Source organism: Vallitalea okinawensis (assembly GCF_002964605.1).
GTDB lineage: Bacteria > Bacillota > Clostridia > Lachnospirales > PQDH01 > Vallitalea_A > Vallitalea_A okinawensis.
The window spans coordinates 1-20350 of sequence record NZ_PQDH01000010.1 but is presented as its reverse complement, the minus strand read 5'-3'; the positions used below and the strand labels follow the sequence as shown (position 1 = coordinate 20350).

The window sequence follows — 20350 nt, the reverse complement described above, 5'->3', positions numbered from 1 at the left end:
ATCTATAATTAATTATATTTCTGATATTTATATATATTCGACTAAACACATGGTATCTTTAAATTTATCAAAGTTATATAGTTATAGTACCACCCTGCTTTCAAATTGTCTATATTACATTCCTTTAAGAAATGCTATATCAATATTTTTGATACTATCAACGATCTTGTCCGCATGAGATAAGTCTTGATAACCACAATTTGGATTTTGATACCCAATACACTTCATACCTGCTCGTTTTGCAGCGGTGACTCCATTTTTAGAATCCTCGATGACAATACACTCTTTAGGGTCCACATTTAATAATCCTGCTGTTTTTATGAAAATTTCGGGGTCTGGTTTGCTTCTTTCTAAATCATAACCTGTTACTTTTACTGTAAAATAGTCTTGAATATCAAAAAGATCCAATACTGTATCGATATTTCTCATAGAGGAAGAAGAAGCTAACCCAATAGTCACACCTTCTTTTCTCAATAACTCCAATAAAGATCTAATACCCTCAATCGGTTGTATTTTTCCTTTACCTTCTTGTAGGTAACTTAAAAATATATCAAACTCCTTAGAAATAATCTCTTCTACACTCTCTTTTAAATTATGGGCTTGTCTAACATCTTCCCACATTACTTTACAAGATGCTCCGATATACGTATCGTATTTCTCCCGGTCTAGTTCGATCTTATAGGGCTCTAACATTTTATTTGAACATATATAATGAATGGGTTCACTATCGATGATAACGCCATCCATATCAAAAATAATAGCTTCCATAGAAAATAAATCCTCCTTATTAAATTGACGTCAAGAGAATACTGAATCATATCTCTTGACGTATATATTATTCTTTATTTTACATGATTACTTTATACCATGCAATGCTATATTCAAACCAATTAATGTTATTATGAAAAGTACTGTAGAACCTGTCATAAGATAAATACTATCTTTTATATGCCTCTTGACTACAGGTTGCTTATCATCACCAATAGTGGGTTTAGATACAACTTTTCCAAAATATACATTATCCCCGCCAAGCTGAATACCTAATGCTCCTGCAGTTGCTGACTCAGGATATCCTGCATTAGGGCTGGCATGATTCCTCCGATCTCTTTTTAATATTTTAAAGGCTTGCCTATAATCCATCTTGAGGAAAAATGAGGCAACAACCATCAATATCCCTGTTAGTCGGGCAGGTATATAGTTTGCGAAGTCATCCAGCTTAGCGGAAACATAACCAAACTCCTTATATCTTTCATTTTTATAGCCTACCATTGAATCTAAAGTATTGATAGTTTTATAAGCCATACCAAGTGGCGCTCCTCCAATAGCTATGTAGAATAGAGGAGCGATAATACCATCGGATGTATTTTCAACAACGGTTTCTATAACTGCTTTACACACTTGTACTTCCTCTAATTGATCTGTTTCCCTTGCTACTAAATAGCCTACTTGTTTCCTAGCGCCCTCTAAGTCGTCTTCTTTTAATTTCTTGTAAACTTTTCTTGCTTCATCGCCAAGACAACGATGTGCAATACAAGTCCACATAATCAATATATTAGTTACCCAAAAGACAGCTATATGAATTTTCAATGAAATCCATAATAGGAGTGCAGTGATACCAAAAGATAATAGGACTGTAGTCAAAGTTAATAATAAACCTATATATCGAATATTCTTTTGCTTCTTGTAAAACGATCTTTCAAACCACTTAATATACTTTCCTACATATTTAACTGGATGTGGAAACCAATAAGGATCACCAATGCAAGCATCGATAATAAATGCTATGCATATTGCTAATAAGTTACTCATTAATCCCTTCCTCCAAGATGTGATAGATCTTCTCCATATCCATATTATCTCGTAGAATCTTAGCTAAAGCACTATATTGTTCTTCCTTATACACCCAATAATCCATAGGTATCTCATTGATAGGATCTAACCCTTTAGATTGACGTATCGTATTTAAGTATTGTCTAGTGAAATCTCCATTGTCAAAGATTCCGTGCATATATGTTCCTAGTACTCGAGTTCCTACAGCTCCATCTTTGATAGTTACCTCTTCATTATTACGTAATTTCACATGCATAAAAGGTTCTGTATCTTCTTCATAAAGGGTATCACCCATATGGATTTCATATCCTTTAATAGGGGTATTGAAAAGGGTATCTTTCCCCTCTGCTTGGGTTGTCATTTTTTCACCTTTATACCTTGTACGATGAGACAGTAAACCAATACCTTGGACTTGGTCCAGTTGTGTTTCAACTTTATCTTCATCCATTATCTCTTGACCCAACATTTGAAAGCCACCGCAGATACCAAATACATGGGTGCCCTTTTCGTAAGCTTCAATGATTTGTTTATCCATTCCTGTTTTTCTTAATGCATCCATGTCATGTATAGTCGTTTTTGTACCTGGTATGATAACTAAATCAGGATTCTCTAACTTTTCATGTAATTCTACAAATCTTACATTAATATCTTTATACATTTTAAAGCAGTTAAAATCCGTAAAGTTAGACATATATGGTAGGCGAATAATGGCTACATCGATTTCCCCATCAGTCTTATACATCTTTTTCAAATCTGTTGCACTATCTTCTTCCTCTAGATCTAAATTGAAATAAGGAATAACACCTAGAACAGGTACACCTACAATATCCTCAAGTTGTTTTAATCCTGGCTCAAGTAATTCGATGCTACCTCTAAATTTATTAATAATAATTCCTTTTACCCTTTTTCTTTCTTCTTCAGTAAGAAGAAGCATTGTACCTGCTAAAGAAGCAAAGACACCGCCTTTATCAATATCACCGATTAGTAGAACAGGCGACTTAGCCATTTGGGCCATTCCCATATTGACGATATCATCCTTATTAAGGTTAATCTCTGCTGGTGATCCTGCACCTTCTATAACAACTATATCACTTTCTGATGCTAATTCATCGTAAACAGATTGAATTTCCGACTTTAGCTTAGGCTTATAAGCATAATAGTCAACAGCATCTAAAGTCTTATGAACTTTTCCTTTAAAAATAACCTGAGATTTACGATCGCTTGTAGGCTTTAATAAAATTGGATTCATTTTATAACTCGGAGCTTTTTCACAAGCCTCTGCCTGCATAGCTTGAGCACGACCTATTTCGTAACCATCCGGAGTAATAAAGGAATTTAGCGACATGTTCTGTGACTTAAATGGACTTACATCATACCCATCTTCTTTAAATACACGACATAAACCTACTGCTAAAATACTCTTTCCTACTGATGATGCTGTACCTTGTAACATGATGCCTTTACCCATATTAAGCTTCCCCCTTAATCCTAACTGGTATGCCCGATACGACTAAGTATACTTCTTCAGCTTTACCAGCGATTCTTTGGTTTACACGACCTGCTATATCTCTAAACACCCTAGATAGTTTACTTTCTGGTACTAAACCAGAACCTACTTCATTTGTCACCAAAACTGTTGTGCCTGCATAAGCTCTGGTGCCATCAATAAGTTGGTTAATTTGCTCCAATATATATTTCTCCATCAATTCAGTATCACAGTCATTAATGTCTTCTTCACCCATATAATCGAACATTAAGTTAGTAACCATAATGGTCATGCAATCAAGTAATACTGCTTCACTAGTATTATTATTCAATACTTGTCCAAGATCTTTATACCCTTCATAAGTTTCCCACTTACTTGGCCTTTGTTCCCTATGCTTTTTGATGCGTTCTACCATTTCTCCATCATAAGGAATGGCAGTGGCTATATAAAGTACATCTTCATAGCTGGCTTTAATTAAATTCTCAGCGAAGGTACTCTTGCCACTTCTAGCTCCACCTGTAACTAAGATTAATTTTCCCATTAATAATCTCCTTTTACCATCTCGCCCATATCACTCTTATTGTATTATACTTTCATCAGGAGGAAAAGGTTAAATTTAAAAAGCGACACCTCTTTCGTGTCGCAATGATTTTTCTCTTATTCTTTGACAACTACTATAACTGTAGCTGTTCTACTAAAGTCCGCTACGCTGGTGGCTTCTATCTTATAGACACCTCTTACCATAGGCGCTGTATAGAACCCCTTCTGGGTAATCTTTCCACCTTCCTTGTCAAGTATACGCCAAGTTACATTTTTATTATTCGTATTCTCCACAAGTGCTTTTAGTTGAATTTTTTGACCTTTTTTCAATTCAATGCGGTCAGGTTTTATCTGAATTTTAATATCTTCATCTTTGTCATTATTAACTTCTATTACTTCATTGACGTTCTTATATGCCCACCACCTAATATCTATTTTTCTAAGTTTCGTGTTCTGTAGCAGCTTAACCCCGATTTTCATTCTACCCTCTCTAGGGTAAAGAATAGCCCCTAATTCTACTGGTGGTACTTTGGAAATACAATCACTTTCAGCGAAAACAGAAAAATTCCCAAAAATGAGTTGTTCTTCTGGCTCAGGTAATCCTGATAACTGTTTCATCTTTTCTTCTACAGCTAATATAATGCCTGCCTGTCCTTCCCCTAAGCAATGATCAATGTAATCTGAATAATAACAGCGATTAGCTTTACCACCTGCTCCAAGAGCAATAGAAACTGTACCTGTACTGATTTGATTATTCTGATGAGCTTCTGCAGATCTAGGTAATCCAAAGGTAAATACTAGTTCATTCTTGTCATGGTTGACTTTAATATCGGCTCGTGGGTCTTCGTTACTCATTAATTGAAGTACATTAGTAGTAGCTGTAAGTGGTTTAATATCTTTGTAGGTATTTGCTATATCTTCTTCCTCAGATGTCATAGGCACTACCTCTTTTATTTGATGTTTACCATCATTATCAACTAATGAAAGGCGTGCTAAACATAATTCTTTTGATTTAGCTTGTTGCTTTGATTTACTCTTTATAGGGATTAAAAATTCTTCAAGCACATCTATAATTCTTTCTTCTTCGTCTTTAATGATTACTTCCTCAAATTTGATTAAAATCTTTTCATCTTCTTTTCCTGTTACTCTTAGTGAATAAGGAATCTTAATTAGAGGAACCTCTTTTTCCCCTCTTGCTTCAATGGAGAAGGTATTAAGTTGATCCATTGTTAATGCTCTCTGTATATTAACTTTAACAGTTACATCAACTTGTTTCGTCACAGGTTTATCAATAATTAAGTAACCTTTTATAACTTCATTAATTAATGCTGATTCTTGCAATACATGGTATATATTTAGCCCATTATCATTTAAAATACTTATAACTTGATCATTCTCAAACCCTAGGGGTAATCCTTCTTTTAGGTAAAGTTCATAACTCTCCTTTACCTGCTCTTGAACTTTTGAATCACTATAAATTTCTTCTTCTTTGTATCGAAGATATAAATATGTATTATAACTATATCTTACATCCTTATAGCCATCTATTACACTGATTTCTCTTATTTCATCAGCAGGAACGATAATCTCATTTCCTTGGTAATCAATGCCTATACCTCTCTCTATTTTTATGTGGGTATCATCAACTTGCTCCACATTTAGTCCGTCAAATATTCTTAAACCATTGACATGTCGATTGAGTAGTCGATGTTTTTCAATCATGTATTCTTGTTCTTTTATGAAATCCTCAGATTTTAAAGGTTTACCGTTATAATAATAATTTCTCACGAAGGGCTCTCTATTGTGTTCTAGCATTTTCTTCCTCCTGTTTAGCTTCTTCTGATTTATCTATTCCAGTACAGTATTGATTCCAACAAGGTAATTATCAGTATTGTAATATTCTATAGCTTTAAAATGGTTATCATATGTAACAATATAATTATCATTTAGAAAGTATTTTTCATTTAGATTATTTACTAGTATATTTGCCTTCTTATCCAAATCACAATAAGTCTGTAAATCTAACCGTTCATGGATTTCATATTTCTCGTCGAATAAGATTAGACATTCTTTATATCGTCCAATATGAAGATAACATTTATTTTTAAATCTTTTCTTATTGATTAAGGTTTCATTAAGTAAGTCTAATTCATTTAAATAATAATATTGATTACGTTTATTTTTAGATAAAATAATTATATGCTGCTCATGTATTTCAACATCTTGTATTTCTTGATCCTTTATATGTTGATAGAAGTACCATTTTTGTCTTTTATCTTGTAATGAGTACGCATAGATTTTTTGTTGAGATCTAGTAAAAAGGAGTAATTCATTGTTGCTGATCATGAGCTTCACATAACCTTCTAATTCTTTGTTTAATGTCATTAAGTAGGTTAGCTGCTCTTTTATTATATCAAAATAATATATATGTTTCCTACTATCTATTATATAACCTTGTCCATTTTTTTTCATTACTAAAGATTCAATTTCAGTAGAAGGTTTTAAAGTCATTATACCCCTCCTTTTCCTAATACTATTTTATAAAATAATTCAGAAGATTTCAATGATTAACTCATAATTATTGATATTTTTGAAAAAATTGTATTTTATTACTACCATAATCTCACAAAGAATGTTCCTTATTGGTACTAATTTTTTATACACGAAAGTTTTGTTCTATGATATAATTACTTATAATAGCTCGCCCCTCGTCGAAGAGCATCATTTTCTAAATTTCTATCTTGTCGAAGGGATAATAATTCAAGTAAGTTTGCAAAGAGAGGAGTAGTATTATGATGAGACAAAACTTTACCACTGTTAGAAAAGGGTACAGCCCTGAAGAAGTAGAAAAATATATTTCTGAACTTGAAAATATTATTGATTATTATAAAGAACGTGAATCAGCAATAACAAAGGCTGTTATTAATGCAGAGGTAACTGCTGAAAACATCGTTGATGATGCACGTGTTAAAGCTCAGGATATTGAAAGAGAAGCTTTAAATCGACTTAACGATGTAAAGGAAAAGACCATTCAAACAAAAGAGAAACTTGAGGTTTTCCAGAAAAAATATAATATTCTCATCCAAGACTACCTAGTTACATTACGCAGTGAAGAAATGGTTGATCTTTTTGACCAATTAGATGAAATAACTGACTTTTTAGAAGTTAGGGACAATAAAGATACTAAAGAGATTGAAATCGCTTAAAGGAGTTGAAAAGCGTGGATTTTGGAACTATTCTTGATATAGTCATCGTTATTCTATTAGCTTATGCCCTTATTAAAAAGGTTTTAGGTTGGATGAATTTAAAGCAATATGAAAAAGAAGGTGCTGTAGTCTTTCGTCATCAATCTAAAAAATTAATGGTCACTCAATATGTTTCATTAGCACTATCTGTCGTATTCACAGTGCTATATATAAATGGTATATTGCAAGGTACTACTGAGTTTACAATGGCATTTACTTCATTTATTTTATTCTTTTTTTATTTTGGTTTTTTACCTACTTCAAGTGGTTACTGGGCATTAACCAAAAAAGGCGTTTATTTGTATTTATATGATCGCTATATTAAATGGCCAGAATTAATTACCATTGGATTTGAACAGAAAAAAACCGCTCAACCAGATAGTCCATATTTTATGAGCCTTATCGTAAAGAAGAATAAAGGTGAGCTCTTTAAACAAACCAACTATCGTTGTCTAGTACCTGCAGAGGATAAAAAAACAGTTGAAGACTTTGTTAATGGGGAAAGAAAAAAAGTTGATCGTATCAAACTAAGAAGAAAATCCAAACCCTATTACGAAGAATTAAAAAAGGGTAAACGCAATAACTAATATTTGAGAGTATTGTTAATAATATCGAGTTGATTAAAAAACCATTGACATATTACTATGTAAGTGGTTTTTTTGTTGGAGAAAAAAGTGATTAAAGATCACTAAAAACTATTTTATATCTTCTTCAAAATCTCTTAATCCTCTAATATCTATTTAAACCCAACGTTGATTATCTAATTACTTGATAAAATCAATATATAATTGTTTTTCTAATGCAATAAAATCTTCTTCCTCAAAGGTACGTTGATGTAATGAAAGAGGATTTTTATATCGCTTCAAGATTTGTGTTGGTTTATCAGATAGCAAGTAGATGGTATCGCTTAACTGTATAGCACTTCGTATATCGTGAGTAATAAATATAACTGTCTTTTTTTCCTTATTCCAAAGATTCTTGAAGGTTTCTATAATGTGATGTCGCATTTCATAATCTAAAGACTTAAAAGGTTCATCCATTAAAAGAATCTGGGAAGGATACGCAAAAGCACGAGCTAAGGATAAACGTTGTTGCATACCACCACTTAGCTCATGAATAGCAAATTCCTTATAGTCTTGAAGACCTACATATTTCAAAAAATTATCAATATGTTCTGATAGATAATCATCTTTTACTTTCCCTTTAAGAACAAAAACCATATTGTCAAATACATTTTTCCAAGGAAGTAATCTTAAGTCTTGGAAGAGATAACTAATTTTCTTTTCTTCAAATCCTTGTATCTTACCTTCATATTCATTAATTAGCCCTGTAATCATATTCAACAAGGTTGTTTTCCCACAACCAGAGGGACCTAATATGGAGATGATCTCATTTGTCTCTATATGGATACTCATATCCTTAATAACATCTAACGAACCGTATTTCATCGAAATGTTCTCTAAACTATACATGTTGACCCTTCCCTTGTCTACTCAAGAAATAATTCCAAAGATTATCTATAATCCATACTAAAAGAATTAATATGATACACCATGCAAAAACCTCAGGCTTTTTTAAGTTAGCATTTGCTAAGTACAGTGCTTTTCCCATAGAATCTTTTACTTCACCAATAACTTCAGCTGATATCATTACTTTAAAATTCAGTCCAACCGATGCACTTAATCCTGCAATAATATAATTCTTAATTGATGGCAAATAGATATCTTTCAGAATGAGCATTTTTTTTACTTCGTATATATCTGCCATTTGTATGAGGGATTGGTTGACATTTTGGATACCCTCTAATACATTGCTATACAGAATTGGAAAACTAACTAGTACACAGATAGCAACAGAAGCTATTCCTCCATCGCTGAATGTTGTTAGAAGTATAAAGATAACCGCCATCGTTGGTGTGGATCTTATAATTGTTATGTAGGGTTGCAAAAAGTAATTAAAACTTTTAAATATGCCTGCAAGAAAACCTAATGTAACAGCTAAAAATAAGGATAGAATAATACTAAATATCCCTCTTATAAAGGTTGATATAGTAACCGATAAAAATCCAGAGCTAGTTATAATATCATAGGTGCTTATAAAAGTAGCTTTAGGTGAAGGTAGCTTTAATTCACTACCTACAGCTAAAGCTAATATGTGCCAAGTAACTAATAAAAATACTATTGAACAGCACTTAAAGTATTTATCTTTGGTAATAGAAATTTTCATCCGGTAACTGTCCTCCTACTGTATCAGGACTATAATTATGAAGTACTTCTAAGTATGTGTTGATAGCATCTTTTGCTTCATTGGCACCTTTATACATGATATTGGATTGTGGAATTGAAGCTTCAACAATGGCTTTTTCTAAGCCCAATTCTTGACTTTCATAGTACTCACCTGTTTGAGCTGGATTTTCATTAATCCAATTGATACTATCTTCATACATATCTAAGAAAGTATTTAATATTTCTGGATTGCTTTCTATAAAATCTTTGTTGACAATAAGTGATGCCTGAGGATAACTTGTATCTTGCCCCGTAACATTTTTCCACTCTTCTTGTAGATCTAGAATAACTGTAACATCTTTCTTTGCCTTTACCTTTGTTAGCATTGGCTCTGGTATTAATGCAACATGAGCTTCTCCAGTTAAGAACAATGGCGCAATCTCAGTAGCACCTTGCAAATAATTAATTTCTAAATCATCTGTTTTATTAATGCCTATGTGCTCTAGAAGGTATGTAAAAATGATATCTGGTGATAATCCCTGACCAAATAAATAAATGGTCTCATTTGCTAATTCACTTGTACTGGAAAGAGGTTTGTCACTAACTAAGTACAGATTCCCCCAAACTGATGTTGCAGCTACTTGATAGTTGATACCTTTGTTATACAAAATGGATGCTAGATTCGTTGGTACAATAGCTATATCTGCTTCACCAGCAATAACCTTAGCCTTTAAAGCATCTGTTGATGCTACGACTTCATAATTAACCTCTACGTTTTCACCTAAAGACGGCTGTTCTTCCATAAGTTTAACCATGGACATAGCAGGTGTCCCTGAAGGTACAATTATATCTAGTTCCAATTTATTATCTTCTGTAACAGTCTCTGTTTCACCATCTTTATTATATACGTCTGTTGTAGGATCTGTTTTACTTGATTCACAACCTACGAATAATAAAGATACAACTATAAGCATACATAAAAATGTCAATGTTTTTTTCATGGTATCACGCCCTTCGCATATGATGTTATTTAATTAAATTCACCATTAATAAATAATAATGGTGTTTAATATGCTTACTTTAATTTTTATTAGTCGTTATATCTAGCTAATATTGTTACTCTATAGGTCTATTTTAACACGAATTATTAGAAATTTAAACATATCTATAGAACTGTAATATAATTTGGTGTATCATTGAATAAGAGTGGGTAAACTATAGACAATAGTAACCTATTAACTATTGACTAAATCATCATTCTTTAAGGAGGCCTATATGTTTAAGATTGATTGGGATAAAGATAAAATTACATATATACTATTACGAGTTATCCTCATCACTTATGCTATATTAGTCTTTAAATTTTCTATGAATTGGGATGATACCTTAACGGGTGTAGGGAAATATATAGATCTATTATTCCCCTTTTTACTAGGCTTTTTATTTGCTTTTCTTATTAATCCCGGTGTTACGAAATTTGAAGCTTATTATAGTAAGTTATATTTTAGAAAAGGGACAGATAAAAATAAAAAGAAGGAAGATCGTGCTATCATTGAGAAGAAGAAAAAAAGAGTACGTAATCTTTCTATCTTTACCATGTATCTTATCGTACTTTTTTTCGTTGTGTTGACAATACGTTATATCGTACCACAGTTACTTGATAGTATCTCAACACTACTAGTTGACTTTCCCGATGTTATAGAAGATGTAGTAGAGAGAGCAACAGTATTTTCTGATAATATTGTTAAAGACTCTGAGAGTTTTAACCAATTCTATGATGCCATAAAAGGCTATATACCGTCAGTTCTCGGAACTATAGAAAGCTTTTTTACCAGCTTTATACCAAGCTTACTAGAAACATCCATATCAATAACTAATAATGTTTTTGATCTCGTTATGGCTCTCATTATTTCCGTATACCTAATCGCTGATAAAGAACGTTTTATTATATTAGGTAAAAAGCTTAACTATGCTATATTTAAAAAGGGACTAGCTGATCATATCCTTGAAATCTCCCGGGAATGTAATAACATTTTTAAGAGATTCTTTGTTGGTAAGACGCTGGATTCATTGATTATCGGTATATTATGCTTTATTTGCATGAATTTATTTAACTTTCCCTATGCGTTATTAATTAGTGTCATCGTCGGTATAACTAATATGATTCCTTATTTTGGTCCATTCATAGGAGCTGTTCCAGGTTTCTTTATTATACTTTTTGTAGACCCAATTAAATCACTTTGGTTCATCTTATTTATATTGGCACTGCAACAATTCGATGGTATCATCCTTGGCCCTAAGATACTTGGTGAATCTGTAGGTTTACGACCAATTTGGATTGTCTTTTCTATCATTGTCGGTGGAGGACTCTTTGGATTTGCTGGTATGCTTTTAGGCGTCCCTACATTTACAGTACTATATAATTTGACAAAACGCTACATTAATAAACGTTTAGAAAATAAACTTATTACAAAGGAAGATTTGAATAATTTATAAGTCTTTTTTAAGCAATAAAAAAGTTTGCATCTTGTGCAAACTTTTTTTATTATAGTCAATATTATAATGACTCATATTCTAATTCAATTACATGAACTTTTCAAGTTTTGATTGTAGTTGTTGCTTTGGTACAGCTCCAACAATTTGATCAACTACTTCACCATTTTTAATAATTAACATAGTAGGTATACTCATAACACGGTATTTTTGAGCTGTTTGGCCACTCTCATCAACATTTAATTTACCGATTTTAACTTTACCTTCTAATTCTTTTGCTAACTCATCAACAACAGGACTCATCATCTTACATGGTCCACACCAGTCTGCATAAAAGTCAACTAATACTGGAATATTTGAATTTAATACTTCATTCTCAAAATTTGAATCTGTAAAAGCTAATGCCATAATAATTTCCTCCTTGATTAATTCATTTTACAAAATATAATTTTTGTATTTCTTAATATTATTATATTCTAATATTAGAATATAGTCAATCATTTTATTAAATTTAATAGAATCTTAATTATTATACCACAAATTATAATAAAAATTCATTATTTTTTAATAACCTATCGATTTAATGTTATATTTTAAATATTTCCACTAATACTTTCTCTACAATTAGCTCTTTTCTTCACATTGTAAGAATTTTTCATGTACTTTTTCTTAACTATAAAATAGAATATAGCTATATAAGTTGAATTAAATAACTGTTATAAACCCAGTAAATAAATAAAACTATTCACCTTATAATTAAAGGAATATATATTATTCTCAATGTTTAGTTTAATATATAGAGTATGATAAGTTGAAAATATAAATTCCCTATCATATAATATAATTACTCACAATGGGTACATATAATATATAGTAATCCGTAACCCAATATAACACGGAGGTAAAAAAATGAATAAATCCATTCGATTAACTAACTTATATGCTTTACTAATACTCGTGATTTTTTTAATTGGTTCTATGATATTAAATCCTATCTTCTTATATTTGGGGTTCAATGATTTGTTGCGAACTTTCACGACTTATACCCTCCTATTATTTATTCCTACACTCATTTTTATTAAGCAATCTGGTAGTAATAATATAAAGGAAATCTTGCGTATTAAACCAATTAATATAAAAAGTATTTTTTTAGTTATATTATTCGCAATAACCATTCAACCCTTTATGAATTTTATATCTGGTTTATCCAACTTATTTTTTACAAACACATTAAATGACTATCTCATTGAAGTTATGAGTCTGCCATCTCTATTTTTAGTTTTGACATTAGCGGTTCTACCTGCCATCTTTGAAGAAATACCTACTAGAGGGATGATTTTGTCAGGATATGAGCATGTTGATGTAAAAATAGCTGCTTTAATAAATGGACTTTTCTTTGGTATGCTTCATCTAAATTTTCAACAGTTTTTTTACGCTTTCTTACTAGGGTTCTTATTCGTTTATCTAGTAAAAGCAACAGGCTCCATCTTTTCATCTATGATTGCTCATTTTGTTATTAATGCCACACAAGTCCTTACTTTGAAGCTAGCATTTGCTAACTTTGGATCAGAATATGTTGATATGATGAATAATGTAACTACAGATGAAATGATGCTTTCTGTCATGGCTGCATTATTTTTAGCAGTTATCTTCACACCTGTAGCTATTGTATTCTTATATTTACTTATAAAGGTTAATAAAAAGGAAGAGCTCTTCAACTTTAGGTTTGATAAAGAAAGTCTTCAAATCCTTAAATCTAAACATATGATACCATTTTATATTACCGTAGTTATATTCATATTAGTTAGTGTTTTAATTGAACTGCTTGCATCTCTTCCGGTATAACATGCTACAGAATTTTGCTTGTTAATTATTAAATTATATTAAAAAGAAGAGGATTTATTTCCCCTTCTTTTTTCTAGGTCCATCATCGTCTAAAACACTTGTAATATCATCAATTCCTTTTGTAAGTTGCTCAGTTACTTTTTTGAAAGGTGTTTTACGATAACTTTTTTGTCTTAACTTATATCTAATCTTTTCACCTAGTTTCATTATAACCTCACAAAAATAAGCCTTTTTATTATTATATTATTTATTCATCCATCATGTTCATTTCTGTATGAGGTTTCATTGCTATTAATCGATAAATAGGTTGTCCTATACTCACATATCGTTCTTCATATTCGGTCATAATATTTCCCTCTATGTACTCTGAATGATGTAAATCTCTAGTCACATTTCTTAAATTCCAGCCTCTTTCTTGGAACTCTTCTATAGAAAAATCAAAAAGATCTTGATTATCTGTCTTAAAGTGTACTTCTCCTTTATCTTTTAAAATTGTACGATATCGATCTAAAAAAGTTCTATAGGTAAGACGTCTTTTCCCATGCCGGTCTTTAGGCCAAGGATCTGAAAAATTGAGATAAATAATATCAATTTCACCTTCTTCAAATACATCTTCTATAGCTTCAACATCCATTCGAACGATTGCCGCATTTTCAAGTTCATCAAATTTGTCTAACGCTCTTACCAACACTTTCGTGAACTTTTCAAACCCCACATAATTGATGTCACTGTTATTAATAGCATGTGTACTTAAAAACTGCCCCTTACCCATACCAAATTCAACATGTATAGGGTTATTGTTTTTAAAGTAGGTTTCTTTCCAGTTTCCTTTATAAACCGCAGCATCTTCAATAATTGCCTTACAATTAGCAAATTTTAAGTCTGTATCTTTAATATTTCTAAGACGCATGTTTCTACTCCTTTTAGCTATATTTATAGCTATTATACACCATTGTTTTCATTATGCCAAATAAACTCATTGTCATCAGGCTTCCAATTCAAGGTAAGTATAAAAAAGGGTAGCATCAATATGAGTAATACGATAAGCGTAAATCTTATTAGCTCTACCAAAGGTATTAAATTTGCCATTAACAATGTTACGATGATACCTATGCATATACATATATATATAACTTGTCCAATTCTTATAATTGCCCTATCCATTTTATACCTCCAATTACATTTTTATATATTTTATCATATTATCCATATTTTGTAAATTAGAAATACAATTAATAAAATGAGCAATTAAAAACACATGATAAGTATAACTCCATAGGAATCATTGCTTAACATGTGTTCAGATTATCTAACTACCAATTTTTCTTCCATATTTAAATATAATCTCATCAATGATCTTGCTTGCTTCATTTTTTGTCAACTTATCAGGAATAAAATCTGGTTCTATTTGGTGATAGTTAATTAAATACTTAAGGTATCTAAGTTGTTTATCCGTAATTGGACTCATTTTAACAGGTTTGTAGAGTAATTGTTGTGGTACAAATAGATGAGGATCATCATTACAATATTCTCTTCTCATAAGTTCTAAAAGCTTGTACGTTGCAAAGGCATCATCAAAAGCTCTATGTTCACGCTCACGCCCGATATCGTAATACCTGCATAGTGATTCAAGGCTCCTACTATGTAAATGTCTTAAAACCTTCCTAGCAATGGCTAAAGTGTCTAAACCCATACGGTCAAAATCCAACTGGTTATTAATTGCATTATTCTTTAAAAAGCGATAATCAAACATAACATTATGACCTACAATAGGCTCATCACCACAGAAATCAACGAAGCCTTTTAACACTTCCCCTATTACTGGTTGCCCCTCTACCATTTCATTAGTAATGCCTGTTATCTCTGTAATCCGATCTGAAATAATCACCCCTGGATTAATCAGTTGCTCATATTTTTCCACTACACGCCCATCTAAGATTCTTACTGCACCTATCTCAGTTATCTTATCATATATTGGGCTCGTACCTGTTGTCTCAATATCTAATACAACGTATGACTGCATATCATTCTCCTTCTATATTTGGATCTCTCATGTTCTAGCAATATTAATTCTCTAAAATTACTCCATCGTGATGTGACCTAAATAGGTTTTATCTTAATTTCAATGCGTTTAAATCCATTAACATGTAAAATCTATTAATAAAAAACTTAGCTTTATTGAATATTATACATCATATATAGTATTATTTAAATATGTGATATATGTAAACGAATAATACTTTCAGTATTTAATGCAAGTTAAACCAAAGGAGTGTCTTCATGAATAATTATCGATTAACAATCGCCTATGATGGTTCAAGATATAAAGGTTGGCAACGCTTAAAGGATAATGACCAAACCATACAAGGAAAAATTGAAAACGTACTCACCTTAATGGTTGGACAAACTATTGAAATTATAGGTTCAGGTCGAACAGATGCAGGTGTACATGCCCTCCATCAAGTAGCTAATTTTAAAATACAGAAACGACTTAAGATCAACGAGATTATGGAATACCTCAATCATTATTTACCTGATGACATAGTGGTATTGGATGTTTCTGAGGTTAGTGATAGGTTTCATGCTCGTTATAACGCTACCCATAAGCAATATCTTTATCGTATTAATAATAGTACCTATAAAGATCCTTTTACAAGAAAATATACTTATCATTTATCGCAGTCTCTTAATATTACGCAAATGAATAAAGCTGCCAGTTACTTTTTAGGTGAGAAAGATTTTAAATCCTTCACTACTATGAAGAGTAAGAAGAAATCAACTGTCCGAAAGATTAATTCAATAGACATTGCCGTTAAAGATGGAGAGATTACGTTTCTATTTGATGGAGACGGTTTTCTTTATAATATGGTTCGTATCATTGTCGGTACACTAATTGAAGTTGGATTAGGTCATATGAAAGTAGATGCTATTCCAGAAATCTTTAAGAAAATGGAACGTCAATATGCAGGACCTACTGCTCCTGCCCAAGGTTTGTTTCTGAAAGAAGTTTTTTATAACTAGACCCAACTTTAATCTAATAGAATATTGTACTAGTGATGTCTATAATGAAGCAGCATTCGTGCCTATTAGGACTGAATGCTGCTTAAAAGTTTATTGCTAGTCTTCATGTTTTGCTATTTTTAGCATCAGCTTAGATAAAGTTTTTCTATCATGATCATCGCCGATATCCCAAAGTTCTTTTATAACCCTTTGTTCTTTATTTTCTGGATCAATATTTGATGATAAAAAATTACCTACTTTCATAGCAATCTTACTCATCGTTTCCTCTGTCATACCAACAGTTTGACCGACATCAACGGCTTGGTTCAATGTCTCTTTCCACTTATCCCAGTGCTGAAGATTATCGCTATTTTTTAAATCCATTTATACACCTCCATCTGATTTGCATAACTAGTTTTTACAAGTAAGTGAAATAAAATGTATAACATATCAAACTATAGATAATTAATCTTTATCATTGATTATGAGTAAAGTTATTTTTTTGTAATTTAAAAACCCCTATTTCTAGGAGTTTAAGGTTAACGCACACAGTAGGATTGGAACCCACGACACTCGGATTCGTCATTTATATTTACATTATATCTCTATTAGTGTGTAAAACCCTTTATTTAAAGGGTTTTACAACCTTTACTGTGTTAGTTTATGTTTGTTTTTACTAGCTAATTTTATTTTTACTGCAACCTTACTGCAACCTTCTTTGATTAAATTATTCTAAATTGGATTTAATTACTTTTTCTAAAATATACCTTGCATATGTATCTGAGACATCTTCAGGATTTATATTAACTATATTATGTTTTACTATATATTTCTCTATTACTTTATCTAAGGTATCATTCAATATTGTATCCTCCTGTTATAAATTGTCCTATGAAACTAGAGGTTAACATGCTATACTTTAGTTGTGAATACGTTGCTTTCTTAGCACGTTAACCATGAAGGAGAGAGTAGTGGCAGCTATCTCTCTTTTTCATATTATTATTTACGATCACCAATGTAGCTATCATTCCTTACTTTCTATTATATTACACTTATTATCATAAAACAGGAACATAAGTTCCCCCCCTTTATTTATTCTTACTACTTCCTCTTTTCTAATTTAGAACTAACTTTTCATCTTTATAAGTTTACAATATTGTCACTAGTCACCTGTCAATCTTTTTATTAAAAAAATATAATTTTCATCAATCTGCACAATAATAACTCTATATATTGCATTAATAAAAATAATGCAATATATTTAAGAAACCCTTTTATGAATCTCGTATTGCAAGCAAATTTTACACCCATTACTTCTGCTTTACTTATAGCTTAGATAATATATTAATAATCATCGTGATATCAATAAATTATAAATCACAACTACTTTTGTTTTTGTAAATAGTAAAAGAGCCTTTCGGCTCTTCTATGTTACTCATTAAAAGATAGTTTAGCTCAGTACTGTTTTTACTTATGGTACGGTTCACTATTCTTCATTCTATTATAAAATTTCATTCATTGCCTAAATCATTGTGCCTATTTCAACCTGTATATTTCGCATACTTGCTCAAATCCTAACTTTTGAACTAGTGAACTTGATGCATTATTGTCATCCAAAACCACATACATAGGCACAATTCCATTTTCAAGACACCAGTTTACTTCATGAATAAGCATGGCCTTACCAAATCCTTTTCCTCTATATTCAGAATCAATAACGATCCCAATATCACCAATTGATTCATGTCCAATTGGATAACGATGACTAACGTATCCAATTATCTTATTGTCTAAATATCCACTAAATATAACTGGATCAAGCTTATCAAGTTCAATATCAGCTAATTCCAACTCTTCCTCTGACAGCCCATTTAAGAACGTGTTCAACTGATTTACTTCATCATCAGTTATCCGCTTAACTATTAGACTAGAGTGATTAATCAAAGGTTCATCTTTCAAATAATAGTAATAGCAATATGTCTTTTCAATCATTCTATCCGAAAAGGAATAATGATCTTTTAGAGCGTTAATGACATCTGAGGGTTTCTCTTTTAATGAGATGTCTAACTTACCAATGGGTGTTTCCATCTCTGGATCTATTCTAACAAATAGATGGTCTCGGAAGTTTGCAAGAGTAAAATAGCCCTTTCCTCGCATCGATTCAACTTCCATCAAAGTTATTCCTTCATCTTCAAATTGTTCAATTGAACAATTGTAGATCTGTGATCTTTCTTCATAGATTCTCTTTAATTTGCTGTTCATAATACCCCTCCATTCTGTATCGAGTAACTTATATTCATAAACAATCCAATCTAGAAACCGCAGTTATTTATAGTAAGGCTCACCGTATCTAATCCTAAATATCATCCTTATTTATAGACTGCATTCATATTCATTAAAATATAATTTAGCTATGCTCAGATACATTTGTCTTTAAGATTCAAGTTATAATTATCTATTACGGTACCATATCGACCAAAGATACCTTTAGGACCTAACATAGATTTTCTTATATATGGGGTTCTTGAATGAGTGGGATTTTCCTTAATGGATATCTCAAACTTATCATGTTGTAAAACGCCAATAGACTCAATGTCATAATTCGAATCAAGTATAATAAGAAGTAACTGATCCCAGCCATCTTTCAATTGAACAGTTCTTCCTAGTTTATTCTCTGCAGTAATAACTTTTACTTGCGTTTTTAAGCCTGTTTTTTCATCAATTAAGTCGAAACCTGGATTGCTAGCATTCAATATCTTAGAAGGCTGCTGGCCATAATCAAGTAGAAACATAAGGGCGTAAAATTCTCCAATTCTTCCAATGATGTTATCGTTGCCACTAAATAACGATGGATACTTATTACCTACTTCAATAATATTTCGTCTAGCAGTTATGTAAGAAGTGATTGCATTTTCTATCTCTGTATACAAATAAATCCCTCCTTAAATTAAACTTTAGTTAAGTTATTTAGTTATCTGCTTGATAATGCTCTAAATCTTCTGCATTATATGCCTTTGTCCAATGATATGGCTGTAATTCTTTTAATTCCACAAACTTCAGTTCATTGTTTTCTGTTGTTACTCCTACTTTCACGTCTTCTCCCCAGTAACGTAATCGTTCCTGACAAATCCCACATGGTGATAATACTTTATATGGTGAGTTCTCATCATCTCTAACTACACAAAGACAATGTGTTATCTTCTCATTATATTTTGTTGCTTCTATCATCGCACCTGTTTCAATGCATAATTCAACACTCGCATTAAAAACCTCAAGTGCCACGCTAATTAAATACTTATTCTTATCTGTATGTACGATTCCAGCCCCTCCCCAACCCTCTGGATATCTTTGTTCAATAAATTCTATCACTCTGTCATACATCTCTTTCTCAATACTTTTATTCATTATTTATTCTCCTCTTAAACTTTTTTATGTTGTTAATATTTATCGTAAAATATGTTCTAAAATCTAGTGTGTCGATGTCTACTAAATAGGTATTACTGACGTCCGATATAAGCCTATAAAAGACATCTTTGCGACGTATATCGGTATATAACTTATGTTCGTAAGTGGATTAAACTAAACTTTACTTCCGTTAATACTTAAATGCTTTACTTGTGGTAAAATTGTTTTCATTTCTTTTATGAGATTACTTTTGTTTAAATCGCTCAATTGTGCAAAATCAG

The 20350-nt window shown here is 31.5% G+C and carries 24 protein-coding genes; 5 read left to right on the top strand and 19 right to left on the bottom strand.

The window, feature by feature from the left end:
• Positions 1-114: 114 nt before the first annotated feature.
• The 6 genes from C1Y58_RS21245 to C1Y58_RS21220 all read right to left on the bottom strand — a co-directional run bounded on the left by C1Y58_RS21245 (position 115) and on the right by C1Y58_RS21220 (position 6367).
• Positions 115-768 (bottom strand): HAD family hydrolase, encoded by a 654-nt coding sequence (locus C1Y58_RS21245; RefSeq protein ID WP_105618614.1) that lies wholly within the window; start codon positions 766-768, stop codon positions 115-117.
• An 87-nt stretch (positions 769-855) separates the two neighbouring features.
• Entirely contained in the window at positions 856-1809 is a 954-nt protein-coding gene (locus C1Y58_RS21240; RefSeq protein ID WP_105618612.1) for a cobalamin biosynthesis protein, read from the bottom strand.
• Positions 1802-3298, bottom strand: coding sequence for a cobyric acid synthase (locus C1Y58_RS21235; protein ID WP_105618610.1), 1497 nt, complete (start codon positions 3296-3298; stop codon positions 1802-1804). The genes C1Y58_RS21240 and C1Y58_RS21235 overlap by 8 nt, the downstream gene beginning before the upstream one ends.
• A 1-nt stretch (position 3299) precedes the next feature.
• Positions 3300-3857 carry a bifunctional adenosylcobinamide kinase/adenosylcobinamide-phosphate guanylyltransferase gene (gene cobU / locus C1Y58_RS21230; RefSeq protein ID WP_105618608.1) on the bottom strand — a complete coding sequence of 186 codons (558 nt, stop codon included), beginning with the start codon at positions 3855-3857 and terminating at the stop codon, positions 3300-3302.
• A gap of 116 nt (positions 3858-3973) precedes the next feature.
• Positions 3974-5671 carry an Ig-like domain-containing protein gene (locus tag C1Y58_RS21225; protein ID WP_105618606.1) on the bottom strand — a complete coding sequence of 566 codons (1698 nt, stop codon included), beginning with the start codon at positions 5669-5671 and terminating at the stop codon, positions 3974-3976.
• Between the two features lie 33 nt (positions 5672-5704).
• On the bottom strand, positions 5705-6367 hold the full coding sequence (locus C1Y58_RS21220; RefSeq protein WP_105618604.1) for a hypothetical protein: 663 nt from the start codon (positions 6365-6367) through the stop codon (positions 5705-5707).
• A gap of 281 nt (positions 6368-6648) precedes the next feature.
• Between C1Y58_RS21220 and C1Y58_RS21215 the strand changes: the two genes are divergently transcribed.
• Both C1Y58_RS21215 and C1Y58_RS21210 read left to right on the top strand, forming a co-directional pair.
• A complete protein-coding gene (locus C1Y58_RS21215; protein WP_105618603.1) occupies positions 6649-7062 on the top strand; it encodes a hypothetical protein in 414 nt (137 codons plus the stop codon).
• A gap of 14 nt (positions 7063-7076) precedes the next feature.
• Complete coding sequence (locus tag C1Y58_RS21210) at positions 7077-7688, top strand: hypothetical protein (protein WP_105618601.1); 612 nt, start codon at positions 7077-7079, stop codon at positions 7686-7688.
• Between the two features lie 177 nt (positions 7689-7865).
• On the opposite strand, the gene C1Y58_RS21205 is transcribed toward C1Y58_RS21210, so the two are convergent.
• The 3 genes from C1Y58_RS21205 to C1Y58_RS21195 are packed head-to-tail and all read right to left on the bottom strand — an operon-like array spanning position 7866 to position 10327.
• Positions 7866-8573 carry an ABC transporter ATP-binding protein gene (locus tag C1Y58_RS21205; protein WP_105618599.1) on the bottom strand — a complete coding sequence of 236 codons (708 nt, stop codon included), beginning with the start codon at positions 8571-8573 and terminating at the stop codon, positions 7866-7868.
• Positions 8566-9327, bottom strand: a complete 762-nt coding sequence (locus C1Y58_RS21200; protein ID WP_105618597.1) for an ABC transporter permease — start codon at positions 9325-9327, stop codon at positions 8566-8568. Before C1Y58_RS21200 ends, C1Y58_RS21205 begins: the two co-directional genes overlap by 8 nt.
• Positions 9302-10327, bottom strand: coding sequence for an ABC transporter substrate-binding protein (locus tag C1Y58_RS21195; protein WP_105618595.1), 1026 nt, complete (start codon positions 10325-10327; stop codon positions 9302-9304). Before C1Y58_RS21195 ends, C1Y58_RS21200 begins: the two co-directional genes overlap by 26 nt.
• A gap of 274 nt (positions 10328-10601) precedes the next feature.
• On the opposite strand from C1Y58_RS21195, the gene C1Y58_RS21190 reads away from it, so the two are divergent.
• The gene (locus tag C1Y58_RS21190) at positions 10602-11822 is read left to right on the top strand and encodes an AI-2E family transporter (protein ID WP_105618593.1); all 1221 of its coding nucleotides are present in this window, start codon (positions 10602-10604) and stop codon (positions 11820-11822) included.
• Between the two features lie 87 nt (positions 11823-11909).
• Here the strand turns inward: C1Y58_RS21190 and trxA are convergent, their stop codons facing one another.
• Positions 11910-12227, bottom strand: a complete 318-nt coding sequence (gene trxA, locus C1Y58_RS21185) for a thioredoxin (RefSeq protein WP_105618591.1) — start codon at positions 12225-12227, stop codon at positions 11910-11912.
• A gap of 501 nt (positions 12228-12728) precedes the next feature.
• On the opposite strand from trxA, the gene C1Y58_RS21180 reads away from it, so the two are divergent.
• Entirely contained in the window at positions 12729-13664 is a 936-nt protein-coding gene (locus C1Y58_RS21180) for a CPBP family intramembrane glutamic endopeptidase (RefSeq protein WP_105618589.1), read from the top strand.
• A 54-nt stretch (positions 13665-13718) separates the two neighbouring features.
• Here C1Y58_RS21180 and C1Y58_RS26555 read toward each other — a convergent pair whose 3' ends face one another.
• From C1Y58_RS26555 to C1Y58_RS21165, 4 genes are all read right to left on the bottom strand, one after another.
• The gene (locus C1Y58_RS26555) at positions 13719-13871 is read right to left on the bottom strand and encodes a hypothetical protein (RefSeq protein WP_157950230.1); all 153 of its coding nucleotides are present in this window, start codon (positions 13869-13871) and stop codon (positions 13719-13721) included.
• 40 nt (positions 13872-13911) lie between these two features.
• On the bottom strand, positions 13912-14574 hold the full coding sequence (gene trmB, locus C1Y58_RS21175; RefSeq protein ID WP_105618587.1) for a tRNA (guanosine(46)-N7)-methyltransferase TrmB: 663 nt from the start codon (positions 14572-14574) through the stop codon (positions 13912-13914).
• Between the two features lie 32 nt (positions 14575-14606).
• Positions 14607-14828 carry a hypothetical protein gene (locus C1Y58_RS21170; protein ID WP_105618585.1) on the bottom strand — a complete coding sequence of 74 codons (222 nt, stop codon included), beginning with the start codon at positions 14826-14828 and terminating at the stop codon, positions 14607-14609.
• Positions 14829-14973: 145 nt separating this feature from the next.
• Complete coding sequence (locus C1Y58_RS21165) at positions 14974-15687, bottom strand: 3'-5' exonuclease (protein WP_105618583.1); 714 nt, start codon at positions 15685-15687, stop codon at positions 14974-14976.
• 257 nt (positions 15688-15944) lie between these two features.
• On the opposite strand from C1Y58_RS21165, the gene truA reads away from it, so the two are divergent.
• Positions 15945-16685, top strand: a complete 741-nt coding sequence (gene truA, locus C1Y58_RS21160) for a tRNA pseudouridine(38-40) synthase TruA (protein ID WP_105618581.1) — start codon at positions 15945-15947, stop codon at positions 16683-16685.
• A gap of 96 nt (positions 16686-16781) precedes the next feature.
• Here the strand turns inward: truA and C1Y58_RS21155 are convergent, their stop codons facing one another.
• The 5 genes from C1Y58_RS21155 to C1Y58_RS21140 all read right to left on the bottom strand — a co-directional run bounded on the left by C1Y58_RS21155 (position 16782) and on the right by C1Y58_RS21140 (position 20069).
• Positions 16782-17048: a DUF3243 domain-containing protein gene (locus C1Y58_RS21155; RefSeq protein WP_105618579.1), complete on the bottom strand. Its 267-nt coding sequence runs from the start codon at positions 17046-17048 to the stop codon at positions 16782-16784.
• A 343-nt stretch (positions 17049-17391) separates the two neighbouring features.
• Positions 17392-17526 (bottom strand): hypothetical protein, encoded by a 135-nt coding sequence (locus tag C1Y58_RS27100; RefSeq protein WP_278286138.1) that lies wholly within the window; start codon positions 17524-17526, stop codon positions 17392-17394.
• Positions 17527-18200: 674 nt separating this feature from the next.
• Complete coding sequence (locus C1Y58_RS21150) at positions 18201-18926, bottom strand: GNAT family N-acetyltransferase (RefSeq protein ID WP_105618577.1); 726 nt, start codon at positions 18924-18926, stop codon at positions 18201-18203.
• A 155-nt stretch (positions 18927-19081) separates the two neighbouring features.
• Positions 19082-19594 (bottom strand): hypothetical protein, encoded by a 513-nt coding sequence (locus C1Y58_RS21145; RefSeq protein WP_105618575.1) that lies wholly within the window; start codon positions 19592-19594, stop codon positions 19082-19084.
• Positions 19595-19631: 37 nt separating this feature from the next.
• Entirely contained in the window at positions 19632-20069 is a 438-nt protein-coding gene (locus tag C1Y58_RS21140) for a cytidine deaminase (protein ID WP_105618574.1), read from the bottom strand.
• Positions 20070-20350 lie beyond the last annotated feature (281 nt).

Bases quoted from the DNA above. Each gene is read 5' to 3' on its own strand.
- C1Y58_RS21245 (WP_105618614.1), bottom strand. From the start codon at position 768: ATGGAAGCTATTATTTTTGATATGGATGGCGTTATCATCGATAGTGAA.
- C1Y58_RS21240 (WP_105618612.1), bottom strand. From the start codon at position 1,809: ATGAGTAACTTATTAGCAATATGCATAGCATTTATTATCGATGCTTGC.
- C1Y58_RS21235 (WP_105618610.1), bottom strand. From the start codon at position 3,298: ATGGGTAAAGGCATCATGTTACAAGGTACAGCATCATCAGTAGGAAAG.
- cobU (WP_105618608.1), bottom strand. From the start codon at position 3,857: ATGGGAAAATTAATCTTAGTTACAGGTGGAGCTAGAAGTGGCAAGAGT.
- C1Y58_RS21225 (WP_105618606.1), bottom strand. From the start codon at position 5,671: ATGCTAGAACACAATAGAGAGCCCTTCGTGAGAAATTATTATTATAAC.
- C1Y58_RS21220 (WP_105618604.1), bottom strand. From the start codon at position 6,367: ATGACTTTAAAACCTTCTACTGAAATTGAATCTTTAGTAATGAAAAAA.
- C1Y58_RS21215 (WP_105618603.1), top strand. From the start codon at position 6,649: ATGATGAGACAAAACTTTACCACTGTTAGAAAAGGGTACAGCCCTGAA.
- C1Y58_RS21205 (WP_105618599.1), bottom strand. From the start codon at position 8,573: ATGTATAGTTTAGAGAACATTTCGATGAAATACGGTTCGTTAGATGTT.
- C1Y58_RS21200 (WP_105618597.1), bottom strand. From the start codon at position 9,327: ATGAAAATTTCTATTACCAAAGATAAATACTTTAAGTGCTGTTCAATA.
- C1Y58_RS21195 (WP_105618595.1), bottom strand. From the start codon at position 10,327: ATGAAAAAAACATTGACATTTTTATGTATGCTTATAGTTGTATCTTTA.
- C1Y58_RS21190 (WP_105618593.1), top strand. From the start codon at position 10,602: ATGTTTAAGATTGATTGGGATAAAGATAAAATTACATATATACTATTA.
- trxA (WP_105618591.1), bottom strand. From the start codon at position 12,227: ATGGCATTAGCTTTTACAGATTCAAATTTTGAGAATGAAGTATTAAAT.
- C1Y58_RS21180 (WP_105618589.1), top strand. From the start codon at position 12,729: ATGAATAAATCCATTCGATTAACTAACTTATATGCTTTACTAATACTC.
- C1Y58_RS26555 (WP_157950230.1), bottom strand. From the start codon at position 13,871: ATGAAACTAGGTGAAAAGATTAGATATAAGTTAAGACAAAAAAGTTAT.
- trmB (WP_105618587.1), bottom strand. From the start codon at position 14,574: ATGCGTCTTAGAAATATTAAAGATACAGACTTAAAATTTGCTAATTGT.
- C1Y58_RS21170 (WP_105618585.1), bottom strand. From the start codon at position 14,828: ATGGATAGGGCAATTATAAGAATTGGACAAGTTATATATATATGTATA.
- C1Y58_RS21165 (WP_105618583.1), bottom strand. From the start codon at position 15,687: ATGCAGTCATACGTTGTATTAGATATTGAGACAACAGGTACGAGCCCA.
- truA (WP_105618581.1), top strand. From the start codon at position 15,945: ATGAATAATTATCGATTAACAATCGCCTATGATGGTTCAAGATATAAA.
- C1Y58_RS21155 (WP_105618579.1), bottom strand. From the start codon at position 17,048: ATGGATTTAAAAAATAGCGATAATCTTCAGCACTGGGATAAGTGGAAA.
- C1Y58_RS21150 (WP_105618577.1), bottom strand. From the start codon at position 18,926: ATGAACAGCAAATTAAAGAGAATCTATGAAGAAAGATCACAGATCTAC.
- C1Y58_RS21140 (WP_105618574.1), bottom strand. From the start codon at position 20,069: ATGAATAAAAGTATTGAGAAAGAGATGTATGACAGAGTGATAGAATTT.